This window comes from Staphylococcus sp. HMSC061G12 (genome assembly GCF_001838465.1).
Lineage (GTDB): Bacteria > Bacillota > Bacilli > Staphylococcales > Staphylococcaceae > Staphylococcus > Staphylococcus simulans.
In genome coordinates, this window is the sequence record NZ_KV837033.1 from 61,123 (window position 1) to 77,689 (window position 16,567).

General features: G+C 37.1%; 13 protein-coding genes. 9 read left to right on the forward strand and 4 right to left on the reverse strand.

Translation table 11 applies throughout. From position 1 onward, the window contains the following. Positions 1–16 precede the first annotated feature (16 nt). Positions 17–1,261 (forward strand): MFS transporter, encoded by a 1,245-nt coding sequence (locus HMPREF2937_RS03180; RefSeq protein ID WP_060803853.1) that lies wholly within the window; start codon positions 17–19, stop codon positions 1,259–1,261. A 78-nt stretch (positions 1,262–1,339) separates the two neighbouring features. Here the strand turns inward: HMPREF2937_RS03180 and cozEa are convergent, their stop codons facing one another. Together cozEa and HMPREF2937_RS03190 are read right to left on the reverse strand one after the other, a co-directional pair. Further along, positions 1,340–2,425, reverse strand: coding sequence for a lipoteichoic acid biosynthesis protein CozEa (cozEa, locus tag HMPREF2937_RS03185; protein WP_002480411.1), 1,086 nt, complete (start codon positions 2,423–2,425; stop codon positions 1,340–1,342). A 196-nt stretch (positions 2,426–2,621) separates the two neighbouring features. Next, positions 2,622–4,265: an alanine/glycine:cation symporter family protein gene (locus tag HMPREF2937_RS03190; RefSeq protein WP_070864016.1), complete on the reverse strand. Its 1,644-nt coding sequence runs from the start codon at positions 4,263–4,265 to the stop codon at positions 2,622–2,624. 306 nt (positions 4,266–4,571) lie between these two features. Between HMPREF2937_RS03190 and HMPREF2937_RS03195 the strand changes: the two genes are divergently transcribed. After that, positions 4,572–5,306: an esterase family protein gene (locus tag HMPREF2937_RS03195; protein WP_002480413.1), complete on the forward strand. Its 735-nt coding sequence runs from the start codon at positions 4,572–4,574 to the stop codon at positions 5,304–5,306. Between the two features lie 97 nt (positions 5,307–5,403). Further along, a complete protein-coding gene (locus HMPREF2937_RS03200) occupies positions 5,404–5,913 on the forward strand; it encodes a YjcG family protein (protein ID WP_002480414.1) in 510 nt (169 codons plus the stop codon). 195 nt (positions 5,914–6,108) lie between these two features. Here HMPREF2937_RS03200 and ltaA read toward each other — a convergent pair whose 3' ends face one another. Next, on the reverse strand, positions 6,109–7,311 hold the full coding sequence (ltaA, locus tag HMPREF2937_RS03205) for a lipoteichoic acid biosynthesis MFS flippase LtaA (RefSeq protein ID WP_002480415.1): 1,203 nt from the start codon (positions 7,309–7,311) through the stop codon (positions 6,109–6,111). Then, entirely contained in the window at positions 7,289–8,464 is a 1,176-nt protein-coding gene (locus tag HMPREF2937_RS03210; RefSeq protein WP_057510810.1) for a diglucosyl diacylglycerol synthase, read from the reverse strand. Before HMPREF2937_RS03210 ends, ltaA begins: the two co-directional genes overlap by 23 nt. Positions 8,465–8,849: 385 nt before the next feature. On the opposite strand from HMPREF2937_RS03210, the gene HMPREF2937_RS03215 reads away from it, so the two are divergent. The 6 genes from HMPREF2937_RS03215 to HMPREF2937_RS03240 all read left to right on the forward strand — a co-directional run bounded on the left by HMPREF2937_RS03215 (position 8,850) and on the right by HMPREF2937_RS03240 (position 16,466). Further along, positions 8,850–10,334: a UDP-N-acetylmuramoyl-L-alanyl-D-glutamate--L-lysine ligase gene (locus HMPREF2937_RS03215; protein WP_057510811.1), complete on the forward strand. Its 1,485-nt coding sequence runs from the start codon at positions 8,850–8,852 to the stop codon at positions 10,332–10,334. Continuing rightward, positions 10,315–10,572: a YueH family protein gene (locus HMPREF2937_RS03220; RefSeq protein WP_023015819.1), complete on the forward strand. Its 258-nt coding sequence runs from the start codon at positions 10,315–10,317 to the stop codon at positions 10,570–10,572. The genes HMPREF2937_RS03215 and HMPREF2937_RS03220 overlap by 20 nt, the downstream gene beginning before the upstream one ends. Then, entirely contained in the window at positions 10,569–12,131 is a 1,563-nt protein-coding gene (locus tag HMPREF2937_RS03225; RefSeq protein WP_057510812.1) for a peptide chain release factor 3, read from the forward strand. The genes HMPREF2937_RS03220 and HMPREF2937_RS03225 overlap by 4 nt, the downstream gene beginning before the upstream one ends. 266 nt (positions 12,132–12,397) lie before the next feature. After that, entirely contained in the window at positions 12,398–13,213 is an 816-nt protein-coding gene (locus HMPREF2937_RS03230; RefSeq protein WP_070864017.1) for a TerC family protein, read from the forward strand. A 185-nt stretch (positions 13,214–13,398) separates the two neighbouring features. Next, positions 13,399–15,090, forward strand: a complete 1,692-nt coding sequence (locus tag HMPREF2937_RS03235; RefSeq protein WP_083326909.1) for a S1C family serine protease — start codon at positions 13,399–13,401, stop codon at positions 15,088–15,090. A gap of 17 nt (positions 15,091–15,107) precedes the next feature. Then, positions 15,108–16,466: a TrkH family potassium uptake protein gene (locus HMPREF2937_RS03240; RefSeq protein WP_070864019.1), complete on the forward strand. Its 1,359-nt coding sequence runs from the start codon at positions 15,108–15,110 to the stop codon at positions 16,464–16,466. The last annotated feature ends 101 nt before the right edge of the window (positions 16,467–16,567 follow it).

Consider the following 16,567-nt stretch of genomic DNA (forward strand, 5'->3'; position numbering starts at 1 on the left):
AAGTGGGTGGACAAGGATGACAGAAAAGATTCATCAACAAGATAAGTCGTATTCAAATAAAATTCTAGCTTCTTCAATGCTTGGATTCGGGCTAGAGAATATGGACATTATGTTTTTAGCCTTTGCGCTATCAAGTATTATTAATGAGTTCCATATCAGTTCTGCAGAAGCCGGTTTAATCGCTTCGATTACGAACTTCGGTATGTTGTTCGGAGGTATTATTTTTGGCGTGCTTGCAGACAAGTATGGTCGTATTCGTATCTTTACATACACGATATTTATTTTTGCGATAGCAACCGCATTACTTTCAGTCTCTTCTAATATTTATATGGTCTATATTTTAAGATTCATTGCCGGTATGGGTGGCGGTGGAGAATTCGGTATCGGGATGGCATTAGTGGCTGAAGTGTTTAAGAAACAACGTCTAGGCCGTGTTTCTTCAGTGGTCGCAATCGGAGGTCAAATCGGCGCATTGATTGCTGCGCTGTTAGCTGCCGCAATTTTACCGCATCTCGGTTGGCGTGCGCTCTTTTTAATCGGTGTGGTACCTGTGATTTTAGCATTCTACATTCGTCGTAATTTAGATGAAACAGAATCATGGAAACAAGCAAAAGCAAATCGTACGTTAGAAAAGAAAAATCAATCGCCAATCGGTTTATTATTTAACACGAAACATATGGCACATACGACAATCGCATTAACGATTATGTCGAGTGTACAAGTTGCTGGGTATTTTGGTCTAATGAACTGGTTACCGTCTATTCTTCAAAAACAACATGGCTTAAGTGTTTCTAACTCATCACTTTGGACCATCAGTACGATTGTCGGTATGAGTTTAGGTATGTTTGCGTTCGGACAAATATTAGATCGCTTCGGTGCCAAACTTTCTTATACGATTTTCCTTATCGCATCAGCTGCATCTGTCTTTATTTATGTCTTTGCGCAAAGTGCAGTCGCATTACTGATCGGTGGGGCCTTTGTCGGCTTCTTCGTTAACGGTATGTTCGCAGGCTATGGAGCAGTTATCAGTAGTTACTATCCAACACATATTCGTAGTACAGCGAATAATGTCGTCTTCAATATTGGACGTGCATTAGGTGGCTTATCACCGATTGCGATAGGGTATCTTATGGATCATTACGGCATGAGTACAACAATGATTTTCCTTGCCTGTCTTTATATGATTTCACTCGTGATGATGTTATCGCTTAGAAATATGCCGTTGAAAGGCAGAAAAGCGATGCGCGCGAATCAAGCATAACCTAAAAGTAAATAAGTCTTATCAATGTAAAAAGCGTTCAACTTCATTTTAGAGAGTTGAACGCTTTTATAATACTCGTTAATCTTTAACTTCACTTTGTGCTTTCCGCATAATATCTTGACGGTAAACAAAGATATTACGGACGACTGTTTTAATCACTGCGTATAATGGAACCGCAACTAAAATTAAAACAAATCCGCCTAGGTTACCAGCCGCTAAGATAACAATGATAATCGTAAGCGGGTGAATGTTAAGTGATTTACCCATAACATTCGGTGTAATGACATTACCTTCTAATTGTTGGGCAACGAGCGTTACCACACAGACCCAAATAAATGCCGTCGGACTTTGAATAATTCCGATGATTGCGGCAGGTAAGAAGGACATCCACGGTCCTAAGAATGGAATCATGTTTGCGACACCAGCGAATAACACAAGTAAAAGTGTATATTCTAAACCGATAATTGTATAACCAATGTAAAGAATAATTCCTAAAATCACACTCACTGTGACTTGGCCTTGAATGTATGATTGTAATGTATAGTTCACATCTTTTAATAAGTTAGTTACAAATACTTTGCGGTCACCATTGAATAATTTAGCCACTGAAGGAATGAACTTCTCGTGGTCTTTCAACATGTAAATTAAGAAGAATGGCACCATAATCAGTAAGAATAGTGTAGAGATAATTTGAGAGACAATCGCAATCGAATTAGATAGGATATTTGTCACATTATCTCCGAATGATTTTACAACTTTATTGATGCGATCTGTTACATCATTAGGAAGTTTATCCATTTGGTCTAGTGTATATTGTATGATTCCTTGAACTTCTTTTTGAAGTTGCGGTGCTTGTTTAATCAACCCGTTAATTTGGTTAGCGATGAGTGGTGCAACGACTGTAATTGCAGTTGCAGTTAAGCCGATTAAAATCACAAAGATAATCGAAATACTGCCCCAACGCGGAACTTTGCGTTTTTCTAAAAACTTTTGAAGCGGTAAAAAGACATAAAATAAAAAACCGCTTAAGATAAATGGTAAAATGACTGATTGAATAATGATAATCAGCGGTTTAAAGATAACATGTACTTCCATAATCAATCTGATTAATAGAAATAATATCAATAACATGATTCCCGTTCGGAACCACACCTTATTTAGCATTGATGATGTCCTCCTAAAGAAATAGACTTATAAACCATTATAGACTAAATTAAGTTATTGAAAAAGTCATATTTCTGTAGAAATGTAGATTATTTCCTGAGAAAATTTATGATTATTTCTATGAAATACAAAAGAGGAAACGGTATACGCTTCCTCCTCTTTTTAATCTATTTCAATTGTTTATGTCTATCTTATTTTAAACTTCTTCTAAGTTATTTTGTGGAGGGAGCTTTTTATTTTTAGCACCTTTTTCTTTGGCAACTGCTTCATCTTCATTGAAATGTGCATCCTTTAAACGTTTCGGATAGTCTTCAAGCCAGAATGTCGCAGTTGGCAATTTGTTTGGATCTGGTTTGTAAATCGCGAAGTTACCAGAACCTTTTTGTTTCATTTGGAACTCGTAATCTTTTAAAGCGTCAACCGCAGGGCGATGGAGTATCCAAATCGCAATAATATTGAGCCATGCCATCATACCTACACCTAAGTCACCCATACTCCAAGCAACATCAGCTGTTTTAATTGAACCATAGAAAGCTGCGAAAATTAACGCAAAACGTGCAACTGTGAACCAAATTTTTGTCGTAAAGACTGAACTGTTTCTTGTCATATACGCAATATTTGTCTCTGCGATGTAGTAATATGCGAGTATTGTTGTGAAAGCGAAGAAGAATAATGCAATCGCAATAAAGTATGAACCGATACCAGAGAAAGCAGGATCAAAGTGATAGCTGCCGCCTTGTAAGGCTTTATCGATACCTGCTTGTGCGTACATTGCTGTACCTGAGTAATCTTTCGTACCGTCAGCATTTTGAACATAGATACCATTATCTTTGATTAATTCCGGAATACCACCTGGCTTTAAATCGCCGTTTGTTGTATTATATGTGCCTGAAATTAAGATGATTAATGCTGTTGCTGTACATACGAATAATGTATCGACATATACTGAGAATGATTGAACTAAACCTTGTTTGGCTGGGTGAGAGACTTCAGCTGCAGAAGCGGCGTGTGGTCCTGTCCCTTGTCCAGCTTCGTTTGAATACAAACCACGTTTTACACCGATTTCAATCATGGCACCGAAGATACCACCAAACGCTGCTTGCATACCGAATGCTGATTTAAAGATTAATCCAAATAAAGCAGGTACGGCTTGGATATTGATGATAATAATAAAGACTGCCATTAAAATATAAAGAATGGCCATGAATGGTACGACTGCTGTCGCAACATTAGCGATCCATTTAACACCGCCGAAAATAATCAGACCTAAAATGATCGCAATTGTAACTGCAACAATCCAGTTTGGAATTTGGAACGCGTTGTTCATTGAACTTGCGATTGCGTTAGATTGTACCCCTGGTAATAATAAGCCTACTGAGATAACCGTTACAATCGCAAAGACTAAACCGTAAATTTTACCTAAACGTCCTTTAATCCCATATTCAATGTAGTAGGCGGGACCGCCTCGATATTCACCTTTTTCTTCACGTTTGAAGATTTGACCTAATGTTGATTCGATAAATGCACTGCTGGCACCTAAAAATGCGGTTACCCACATCCAAAAGACTGCACCCGGACCCCCAATAAAGATAGCTGTAGAAACGCCGACGATATTCCCCGTACCGACACGTCCAGCTAAAGAGAGTGCAATCGCTTGGAAACTTGAGATTCCAGTCGGTGATTTTTCACCGTGGAACATTAAACGAATCATCTCTTTAAAATGCCTGACTTGAAAGAATTTCATCATCAAAGAAAATAAAATCCCCGTAATCAATAGACCATAAACAAGCGGTTTACTCCACACCATTTCATTAAACCAAGCTACAAAACTTTCTAGCATAATGATTTCCCCCTTAATAAAGCGAAAAAGAAAACGCTTACATTTTACCCCTAAAAAAATAAGCGCATTATGTTCCGCTACTGTATGTGTTTCGACATGCATCAGTGACATTGATTTTTTTCAATTATACTTTGAATAAAAGTTCCGTGCAACACTTTTAATGAAAATAAACATTAAACTTTACAAATAAATACTTATAGGATTAATCGGAATGGCACAATGAAGCTAGTTAATATCTAGCTTATTACCCAATGCGCATAAAAATTGTTAAACTAGAGTTAAATTTAACAATAAGGAGAGAGTATTGTGAGTGAACTAGAACCAGGTGTTGTGACTCAAACACAATTTCATAGTGATATTTTAGAACGTGATATTACGTTATCTATCTACTTACCCAAAAATTATTCACCATTATTTAAATATAAATTAGTGTTTTGTTTTGATGGTTTAGACTTCTTTCGTTTCGGACAAATTCACCGCGTCTATGAACGCTTAAGAGAAGATGAACAAGTAGAACGCGCCATTTTCATTGGTTTCCATTATGAAACCGTGGATAAGCGAAGAGAAGAATTTTCACCCAATGGCAGCCGTGCACCTTTAACTGTCAAAGCAATGGGACAAGAGTTGTTACCGTATATCGATAAAACATTTCCGACATTTAAAGTGGCGAATGGACGTGTGTTATTAGGTGATAGTTTAGCAGGCTCAATCGCGTTAATGACGGCACTTTCATATCCGCGCTTATTTAATCAAGTCGGTATGTTCAGTCCGATGTTTAATGAAGTCGTCGATTTACTCGCAAATCGTTGTCAGTTTATTGATCAGTTAGATATATGGCAAGCGGTTGGTAAAGAAGAAATTGACTTTGCGTTGCCGACTACAGGTGAACGTGCGGATTTCTTAACACCAAATCGTGAATTAAAAGACTTGTTAGAGAAGTTTAATGTCACACATTATTATGAAGAATTTGATGGGGGACATCGTTGGAAGTACTGGAGAAAGCTAATGGAACCCTTACTTTTATACTTTTTAGCGGAGTAAACCATTCAGTAAATTCTGTAAAGTCACAGTTTTTGGTAACGATTTCATAGAATGTTTGCTATAATGGCCATATAGTTCAATCTAAGGAGGAATTCAAATGATTTTAGGGTTAGCATTAATTCCATCAAAAACATTCCGTGAAAAAATTGATGCATATCGTAAACGTTATGATGAACGCTATGCGCAAATCCCACCTCATATTACAATCAAAGATTCATTTGAGGTTGAAGATAATGATTTTGACAGTGTGAAAGAAGATATTCAATCACGTATCGAAGGCATTGCGCCACTTCACATTCATGCAACGAAAGCATCAAATTTCGCACCTGTAAATAATGTGATTTATTTTAAAGTTGAAAAAACACCTGAATTAGAAGAATTAGATAATCGCTTCAATAATGGTGATTTTTACGGCCAACCAGAACATTCATTTGTTCCGCATTTTACAATTGCTCAAGGTTTAACAAGCCAAGAATTCGAAGATATCTTTGGACAAGTTAAACTGGCTGGTATTGATTACGAAGAAACAATTAGTGAGTTGACATTATTGAAATATAATAATGAAGCTGACAAATGGGAAACAATCGACACATTCAGTTTCAAATAAGCTATGAAGTGTATGAAAGATCTCACAGCATTTCAGTGATAAAAAGTACGGGGCTGAGACATTGTGATATTGAGGGCTCGATAGTGTAGATGTTACTATCTATTTTCAATGTCTTAACCTCTTACTTTTAAATACATATACAAAAAGGCAGCCGATTCTATGTCTGAACCGGCTGCCTTTTTATGACAACTTACATTATTTTGTTGGTTGTTGTTTTTGAATACGCAGGAAATAAATCCCATAGAAAATGGCTAAGAAGACGAAGACGCCTCCTGAGAAGTAGAACGTCATATTCAAGTTATTCGTAAATTGATAAAGCATTCCACCGATAAGTGGACCAATCATAGCACCGACGCCTTGGATGCTGTTAAAGACACCCCAAGTTTCTTCTTGTTCATCTTGCTTAATGAACTTAGCCATGAACGTATTCCAAGCTGGTAATAAAAAGCCATACATTAAACCAATAAACAGTGCGACACCCCACACAAGGTAGATCTGTGTAATGAGTGAAAGACTAAATATGGCAAGTGTATATAATACAAAGCCTGTAAAAATCGCACTGAACATAAATTTATTACCATGATGATCGATGATTTTTGATAAGAATAGCATGGATATAGCGCAACCGACACCACCAATAATCAAAGCTGCCGTATATTCAACCATACTAACTTTTACCACTTTTGTTGCGTAAGTGGGTAAAATCGGTACAAGTGCACTGATTGAAGCACCTTGTAAGATAATACCTGGAAATAGGACACCATTTGAATGTGCCACACGTTTAATTTGCGCAAGTTGTTCTTTTAAACGACGTGTTTTGTAGTTAGTGAGACGGATTTTAACAAAGTAATAAAGTATCCAAGCTACTAACACAACGAGTGCCATTAAGAACGTAAAGTGTGTTGGATGCACTTTAACAATTAGCAGCATGCCAATCATACCTGCTAATAAACCAAATAGCCATGCGAAATAAACATGGCCCATTTGTTTACCACGAGATTCATCACGTACACTAGATAGCATAATGACCCAAATTGGGCTTGAAGCGACACCTAGTAAGATGGAACTCATAATTAAAATAATGGCATTATAAGGGAACCAAATCACTAAAAACAAACTGCCGAAAGCCAGTAAAAAGCCGAGTGTCAATACTGGTTTCGCACCGAATCGTTTTAATAAGAAGCCGACAACAAAGTTTGTTGCGGCATCAGAAATATAATGAATGGAAACTGCAGCTGAGGTTACACCGACAGCTACTGAAGAAACAGTAGGTAAGAAGGGAAGGTAACCTAAGACAAACATGCCTCGTGCGAATTCCATAAAGAACAATATAAACAACATAATTATGAAATTACGTTTATAGTTTGCGTTGTATTTACTTGAGGAAGAGCTTTGCATATAATGGTACCTTTCCATAAATTTCTTCTGTTTGTGAAGATTCATCTAAGAGATGAAGTAAGTCTCGGCATAATTTATAGGTAGGGTATTTGACTTTTAAGTCTTGCATACGAGCAACCATTGTATCTAGTTCTTTTTCATCTTGTGTTAAATCTGTAATTAAAGCAATTGCTTCTTCTGTTGTGTCCGCCACTTTACCCATACCTTTAGACTCAAAGTAAAGTGCATTTTCTAACTCTTGACCTGGTGCTGGATCTAAGAAAATCATCGGCACTTTACGTGCAAGCGCTTCTGATATCGTAATACCGCCAGGCTTAGTAATCATAAGGTTAGAGGCTGCCATCCATTCGTTCATATGATGTGTATAACCTAAAATCAACACATTATGATTGCCTTTAAATTGATGCTTTAAATTACGTTTTAATTCTTTATTGCGTCCGCATACCATTACAACTTGTGTCTCTGGCGTACGTTCTAAAATATCGGCAATCATTGATTCAAAGCCTTTAGATACACCAAATGCACCCGCAGACATTAAAATAGTAGGACGGTTAGGATCTAAGCGATTTTGACGCATCCAAGCGTCTTTATCAATGTCTTCTTCAAATTGTGAAGAAATTGGAATACCTGTAACTTTTATAATATCTTGTGGTACGCCGATATCTTTAAATTCTTGTTTTAAGTCTTCTGTAGCGACATAGTAACGTGAAGAGTGGGGCGTTACCCAGTTTTTATGTAAGCGATAATCTGTCATTACCGTCGCAATCGGGATATTCATATTAAATTGTTCTGTTAAAACAGACATGACCGGCGTTGGGAATGTCAGTAAAATCAAATCAGGTTTTTCTTTAATCAACAAATTGATCAATTTGTTTAAACCGTAGTATTTGTAAAAACATTTATCAATGTCTTTTGGGCGGCTATAGTAAAAACGTTTGTATGAATTTCTGAAATATTTAAAACTATTGATATAATACTTTTTGCAAATGGATGTTAAGATGGGATGTGCTTCTAAAAATAAATCATGTTCAATCACAGATAAGTGTTTAAGATTCATTTCATTTAATTGATTCACAACGCTGTTCGTCACTTGCAAATGGCCGTTCCCGAAAGAACCTGTAATTATCAATATCTTCTTATTTTGAGTAACCATGAAACCAGCCACCCTCCAGTTAGTAGATTTAATGTTGTCTATGTGAAGCTAATATATAGAATATATTGCTTTGTCTACAGTGTAACGTATGTTGCAGCCAGATTAAATAATATTGACGCTAACATCACTGAATTATAACACTTATTCACAGAGTATAAAAATATTTTCATACTTTCTTAACATTTGGTTCAATGAAAAAGAGATTAGTGATTTGTAAATTGTGCTTCTCTTATATAGGAAGTATTTGAATTTAATATGTAATTGACAGCGTAATCGATATATTAATAACGTAGAAAAATGTACAATAGAAAATGAACTCACGCATCTAGATTTCTAAAGAAAAAATGTATAATATAGTAGTATTGGAAAAGAAGGGGCGATCGATGTGAAAGCGAACGAATTGTTCGAAAAGATAAAATCGAAACAAGTACTTGGCAGTTTAGATAGAGAAGTAGATGATGTAACAACAGATTCTCGTACTGCAAAAGCAGGCAGTATCTTTGTAGCTTCAAAAGGCTATACAGTAGACAGCCATAAATTTTGCCAAAATGTAGTTGAACAAGGCTGCAAAGTGATTGTAGTAGAACGTGAACAACAATTAACAGGCGATGTGACACAAGTGATTGTGCCGAATACAAGACGTGTCGCAAGTTTGATTGTACATAAATTATATCAATATCCGAGCGAAAAATTGGTAACGTATGGTGTGACTGGTACGAATGGTAAAACATCTATTGCAACGATGATTCACCTAATTCATCGTAAATTAGGAAAAGGCAGTGCTTACTTAGGCACTAATGGGTTCCAAATCAATGAAACAGTCACAAAAGGTGAAAATACAACACCAGAAACTGTGACATTGACGAAGAAAGTACATGAAGCAGTAGATGCGGGTGCTGAAGCCATGACATTAGAAGTATCAAGTCATGGTTTAGCTTTAGGTCGTTTAAGCGGTGTTGAATTTGATGTTGCTGTTTTTTCAAACTTAACACAAGACCATTTAGACTTTCATGGCACTATGGAAGCATATGGTCACGCGAAGTCACTCTTATTCAGCCAATTAGGTGAGGATTTAAGTAAAGAAAAATATGCAATCGTCAACCAAGATGATGCATTCTCAGAATACTTGAAAACCGTAACACCATACGAGGTATTTACGTATGGTATTCATAATAAAGCACAATTCCAAGCTGAAAATATCAAAGAATCATTAACAGGTGCTTCATTTGATTTTGTGACACCAGACGGTACATTCCACGTGGATTCACCTTATGTCGGTCAATTCAACATTTCAAATATTATGGCAGCGATGACTGCAGTTTGGAGTAAAGGTACACCAATGCAAGACATCGTGGACGTAGTCAGCCAATTAGAACCGGTTGAAGGCCGTTTAGAAGTGTTAGATCGTTCATTACCAATTGATTTAATCATTGATTATGCCCATACGACAGATGGTATTGAAAAACTGATTGATGCAGTTAAACCGTTTGTGAAACAAAAATTCATTTTACTTGTCGGTATGGCAGGAGAACGCGATTTAACGAAAACACCAGAAATGGGCAGACAAGCAAGTCGTGCAGATTATGTTATCTTTACGCCGGATAATCCAGCGAATGATGATCCGAAAATGTTAACACATGAATTAGCTAAAGGTGCGACACATGACAATTATGTAGAGTTTACGGATCGTGCTGAAGGAATTCGTCATGCGATTGAAGTTGCAGAACCAGGCGATACTGTTGTATTAGCTTCAAAAGGACGTGAGCCTTATCAAATTATGCCAGGTCATGTTAAAGTACCACATCGTGATGATTTGATTGGTTTAGAAGCGGCTTACAAGAAATTTGGAGGTGGCCCTTCTGAAGATTAGGACACTTCAAACGATAGAAGGTGCAATCGTCTATAGTTATACAGATGAAACAATGCAGAACCAGCTCATTGCGGTTCCTGATATGAGTTGGTCTGCGTTGATAGATAAAAAGGAGTCAGCAGAAGATGTAGAAGAAGACTTAGTAATGGAACTATTTAACTTAATGGATGAAGCTGAAGCGGAAAGCTTAGCGCACGAACTGACTTTAATTCTATTTGATAAAGGAGACGAAAGATGAGTATAAAGGATGAAATTGAATCCAGAAAAACCTTTGCGATTATTTCTCACCCGGATGCCGGGAAAACCACTTTAACTGAAAAACTACTGTTATTTGGCGGTGCCATTCGTGAAGCAGGGACGGTTAAAGGGAAGAAATCTGGGAAATTCGCAACAAGTGACTGGATGAAAGTGGAACAAGAACGTGGTATCTCAGTAACAAGTTCTGTGATGCAGTTCAACTATGATGATTTTAATATTAATATTTTAGATACACCGGGGCATGAAGACTTCTCTGAAGATACGTATCGTACGTTAATGGCAGTCGATAGTGCTGTGATGGTAATTGACTGTGCCAAAGGGATTGAGCCTCAAACATTAAAACTCTTCAAAGTATGTAAAATGCGTGGTATTCCTATCTTCACTTTCATCAACAAACTGGATCGTGTTGGTAAAGAACCTTTCGAGTTGTTAGATGAAATTGAAGAAACTTTGAATATTAAAACGTATCCGATGAACTGGCCTGTAGGTATGGGTCAAAACTTCTTCGGTATTATCGATCGTGAAGATCGTACGATTGAACCATTCAGAGATGAAGAACACTTATTGCATATCAATGAAGACTATGAAATTGAAGAAGAACATCCAATTACAAACGATAGTACTTTCGCACAAGCAATTGAAGAGTTTATGTTGGTGGAAGAAGCGGGCGAAGAATTCGATAACGAAATGATGTTAGCAGGTGAATTAACACCTGTATTCTTCGGTTCAGCATTAGCAAACTTCGGTGTACAAAGCTTCTTAAATGCTTATGTAGACCATGCACCGATGCCTAATGGCCGTTTAACAAAAGACGAAGAAGAAGTAAGTCCATTTGCGCCTGACTTCTCAGGATTTATCTTTAAAATCCAAGCTAACATGGACCCTAAACACCGTGACAGAATCGCATTTATGCGTATTGTCAGCGGCGCATTTGAGCGTGGTATGGACGTGAAACTACAACGTACAAATAAAAAACAAAAAGTAACACGTTCAACATCATTTATGGCGGATGATAAAGAAACAATCAACCATGCAGTTGCAGGAGATATTATCGGTTTATATGATACAGGTAATTACCAAATCGGCGATACATTAGTCGGTGGCAACCAAAAATTCAGTTTTGAAGATTTGCCACAATTCACACCTGAACTCTTTATGAAAGTATCACCGAAAAACGTAATGAAGCAAAAACACTTCCATAAAGGTATTGAACAATTGGTACAAGAAGGTGCCATCCAATACTACAAAACATTGCATACCAACCAAATTATTTTAGGTGCTGTAGGTCAACTGCAATTCGAAGTTTTCGAACACCGTATGAATAATGAATATAATGTCGATGTGATTATGGAACCCGTTGGCCGCAAAATTGCACGTTGGGTTGAAAATGAAGAAGATATCCAAGATAAGATGAGTACAGCGCGTTCTATCTTAGTACAAGACCGCTATGAACAAAAAGTATTCTTGTTTGAAAATGAATTTGCGACGCGTTGGTTTGAAGAAAAATTCCCTGAAATTAAACTTTATAGTTTATTATAGGTATCCAATGGGGTATAATTATTTTAAATAAATGAATACCTATGACAGTCATGTCAGAGGGGAGTAACTTACGAAGTTGGATTCAATTCCGCTTCAACATTCTTATCGTCATTACGAAATGCATAGACATTTCCGGTAAAATGGAGTCCGTACAAACAGCTATGGATTCAAGTGAGACCTTTGCTATTTATTTAGCATAGGTCTCTTTTATTTTGTCCACGTTTTTTAGCCAGACGATTGAATTATTTTGAAGGAGTGGTCATTGAATGGATCCGAGTTTAATTTTATCCTACGGATGGGTATTGCTCGTACTCGTATTTTTAGAAGGATTACTTGCTGCGGATAACGCAGTGGTTATGGCAGTAATGGTAAGACATTTACCGCCTGAGCAAAGAAAGAAAGCATTATTTTACGGCTTATTAGGAGCCTTTATCTTTAGATTCTTATCATTATTCCTAATCAGTTACTTAGTAAACTTCTGGTTTATCCAAGCAGCTGGTGCCGTTTATTTACTATATATGTCAGGACGGAATTTATATCAATTCTACAAATCCAAAGGTCATGGACCTGAACAACCAGAAGGTGATGATCATCACTATGATGAGCGCGGAACTGAAAAGAAAGTCAGCCCGAAAGCCTTTTGGAGTACTGTTGCGAAAGTCGAATTTGCGGATATTGCCTTTGCGATTGACTCAATGCTTGCAGCAATGGCCATTGCCTTCACGTTGAAACCAGTTGGTATTCATTTCGGCGGTATGGACTTAGGTCAATTCGCAGTAATGTTCATGGGTGGTATGATCGGTGTTATCTTAATGCGTTTTGCGGCAACATGGTTCGTAGAACTATTAAATAAATATCCTGGTCTTGAAGGTGCAGCCTTTGCGATTGTCGGATGGGTTGGTATCAAGTTAGTGGTACTTGTTCTTGCACATCCACAAGTTCATTTAATTCCAGAACATTTCCCACATTCAACATTGTGGCAAATCATTTTCTGGGGTGTCATGATTGGACTTGTTATCTTTGGTTGGTTATCATCTTTACGCCACAACAAAAAGAAGGCAAAAGAACAATCAAATTCATAATACAATATGCAATGACAAACCGTTTATCTTTATTGATTCAAAAGATAGACGGTTTTTGTTTTACCTTCAGATTGAAGTAGAAGAAAAAATCTTCTAAAATTTTTAGTGAAAGCACTAAGTTTACAAGAAATTTACAATAGATTGTGTCATAATAGATAAGAAAGATTGTAGTAGAGGAGGGCGTTATGATGGCAGAAGATAATGGAAAGCGTCAACCAGATGAAAAACAAGTTATACCGAAAAGTCATTATAAACGAAAACGTCGAGAGTTTTTCCATAATGAAGAACGAGAACAACGTGTTGAACAAGAAAAAGAGCAACAAGCACAAGAAAAAGAAAAAGCAGCAATGCAAGCTAAAAACAATGAAGAACGTGTGAAAGACAACTTAAGAAAAGCACGTATTGAAAAATTGACACAAGAAGAAATTCAACATCAACAAGAAATTGCGCAAGGTAAACGTGAGCCTGAAGTAGAAAATGAACAAACAAAGACACCGAAGGCAGAAACATCATCAAAAGATGAATCCTTACATAAAGAACAGCCATCAACATCCACTGCAGGTGCGAAAAAAGAAACAGTGAAGAATGAAAAAGCTGTTTCAAATGTTTCATCAGTCACAGTAGACGATGACACAAAAATTCATGAGCCCGCAACATCAGAAGAACCAGCAGAGACAGAATCAGAAACCACACCGCCTCATAAAGATGGCGAACCTGCAAAACGCAGTACACAAAGCAATCAGGCCAAAGCATTCTTTGAAAAACATTGGGCTAAAATCGCAATTGCGGTCGGCGTAATTATTTTATTGCTATTACTCTTTGCGATATTCCATAATCTAAGAAGTGATAATGGAAGTGCCGGTGATGTCGCAACGTTTGATGGCAGTGGCGATAAACAAGAGACAGCTATGATGAAAGCAGCAAAAAGTTCGATTCATTCAGTCGTAACAGTTGAGAACAAAACAAAAAATAAAAGCTCAATTGATAAAGAAACCGCAAATTCTGATAATGAAATTGGTTCAGGTGTCGTCTACAAAAAAGTAGACGACTCCATTTTTATATTGACGAATAGTCATGTAGTCGGCGATAAAAAAACACAACGTATTTTATACGATGACAACAAAGAAACAACAGGGAAAGTCATCGGTAAAGATAAATATTCAGATGTAGCAGTTGTGAAAGCAAACGTTGAAAAAGATAGTGATGTTAAAGCTATACGTATTGGCGATTCTAAACAGCTTCAATTAGCAGAACCTGTTATTACAGTAGGAAATCCGTTAGGAGCTGACTTTAAAGGCAGTATTTCAAATGGTGTCGTTTCAGGTTTAAATCGTAATGTACCTGTAGATATCGATAAAGACAACCACTATGATGTACTGACAAAAGCCTTTCAAATTGATGCGCCTGTCAACCCTGGTAACTCAGGCGGTGCAGTAGTTGATCAAAACGGTAAATTAGTCGGTATCGTCTCTTTAAAAATTGATATGCCGGCAGTAGAAGGCATGGCCTTTGCGATTCCAGTCAATAAAGCTGTGACACTCGCAAAACAATTAGAAGATAAAGGTAAAATTGATTATCCGAATACAGGTGTTGCTTTATCGAATGTCGCTGATTTATCAGATCAAGAACGTGATCAATTCAAAGTTCCTAAAGATTTACAACAAGGTACTGTAGTCAGAGAAGTAAATCAAAACTCACCAGGTGAAAAAGCAGGTTTAAAAACAGGGGATATTATTGTAGAATTAGATGGTAAAAAAATTGAAGATAATTTAAGATATAGACAGATTGTCTTTGAACACCAAGCAGATTTGAAACCATTATCTGCAAAAATATATCGAAATGGTAAACTAAAAAGTATAACGATTAAATTGAAGTAGTGTTGAGGTGAAAACAGTTGTCCATTTTTAACCAGTTATTTAAAAGATCCAGTCCTCAACAAGGTATTGTCTTATTCTATTTGATTGCGATTATCGCAGCATTTTTGATGTTAAATTTACCTGGCGTGCATAAGCCTGGTGTGCACGTGGATCCCATTGATACATTATTTGTGGCTGTATCAGGGATCAGTGTGACTGGATTGACACCTGTGACGATTGCCGATACATATTCGACTTTCGGACAAATTGTCATTATGATTATTTTAAATATCGGCGGTGTCGGCGTCATGACATTAGGTACGGTGTTATGGCTCATTTTAGGTAAACATATCGGCTTACGTGAACGTCAGATGATTATGTTAGATAATAACCGCCATACGATGAGCGGTGCGGTTCAATTGATTATTGAAATTGTCAGAGCCGTCTTATTGATTGAACTTGTCGGTGCGCTATTACTAGCCTTTTATTTCTATAGAGATACCGCAGATATCCAATATGCGTTAATGCAGGGCTTCTTCGTTTCAGTGGCCTCTACAACTAACGCAGGACTCGATATTACAGGGAATTCATTGATTCCTTATGCGAATGATTATTTCGTACAAGCGATTGTGATGTTCTTGATTACACTGGGTTCTATCGGGTTCCCGGTACTATTAGAAATTAAAGCGTATATCAGTAATAGAAATCCGAACTTCCGCTTCTCATTATTCGCGAAAATCACAACGATTACGTATTTCGCATTATTCTTATTCGGAACAGTGATGATTTTAATCTTAGAGATGGGCAACACGTTGAAAGACGTCAGTTGGCATAAAGCACTCTTTTATGCCATGTTCCAATCGACTACAACCAGAAGTGCCGGATTACAGACAGTAGACATCTCACAATTTACAGATGCGACCAACTCATTGATGGGGACATTGATGTTTATCGGATCTTCACCAAGTTCAGTAGGTGGGGGCATTCGAACAACGACATTTGCGATTCTGATTCTCTTTATTTTAAATTTCCGTACGGATTCAGAACGTATTACCATCAAAGTCTTTAATAGAGAAATCTTACCGTCAGATATCCAAAAGACCTTTATGGTGTTTAGTGTTGCAACAATCTTATCACTAACATCAATTGTGATTATTCAAGCAGTAGAAGGCAGTAAAATGTCTATTCTTCAAGTCTTCTTCGAAGTCATGTCCGCATTCGGAACCTGTGGGTTATCGCTAGGTCTCTCGAGTGATGGTACAGATATCACCAAAGTGGTCTTGATGGTCTTGATGTTTATCGGACGGGTTGGATTAATCTCCTTCATCTTAATGATTGGCGGCAGAAAAGAGCCTGTCTTGTATCACTATCCAAAAGAAAAAGTACAAATTGGTTAAAAAGTAACCTAGTAGAAATTTAAATCACTTTCAACATCATTAAACATAGAAATAGCTACAAAAAATAAAACATGCGTTTGAAGCTCTGGATTGAGCTCAAA

Bases quoted from the DNA above. Each gene is read 5' to 3' on its own strand.
- HMPREF2937_RS03180 (WP_060803853.1), top strand. From the start codon at position 17: ATGACAGAAAAGATTCATCAACAAGATAAGTCGTATTCAAATAAAATT.
- cozEa (WP_002480411.1), bottom strand. From the start codon at position 2,425: ATGCTAAATAAGGTGTGGTTCCGAACGGGAATCATGTTATTGATATTA.
- HMPREF2937_RS03190 (WP_070864016.1), bottom strand. From the start codon at position 4,265: ATGCTAGAAAGTTTTGTAGCTTGGTTTAATGAAATGGTGTGGAGTAAA.
- HMPREF2937_RS03200 (WP_002480414.1), top strand. From the start codon at position 5,404: ATGATTTTAGGGTTAGCATTAATTCCATCAAAAACATTCCGTGAAAAA.
- ltaA (WP_002480415.1), bottom strand. From the start codon at position 7,311: ATGCAAAGCTCTTCCTCAAGTAAATACAACGCAAACTATAAACGTAAT.
- HMPREF2937_RS03210 (WP_057510810.1), bottom strand. From the start codon at position 8,464: ATGGTTACTCAAAATAAGAAGATATTGATAATTACAGGTTCTTTCGGG.
- HMPREF2937_RS03225 (WP_057510812.1), top strand. From the start codon at position 10,569: ATGAGTATAAAGGATGAAATTGAATCCAGAAAAACCTTTGCGATTATT.
- HMPREF2937_RS03230 (WP_070864017.1), top strand. From the start codon at position 12,398: ATGGATCCGAGTTTAATTTTATCCTACGGATGGGTATTGCTCGTACTC.
- HMPREF2937_RS03235 (WP_083326909.1), top strand. From the start codon at position 13,399: ATGATGGCAGAAGATAATGGAAAGCGTCAACCAGATGAAAAACAAGTT.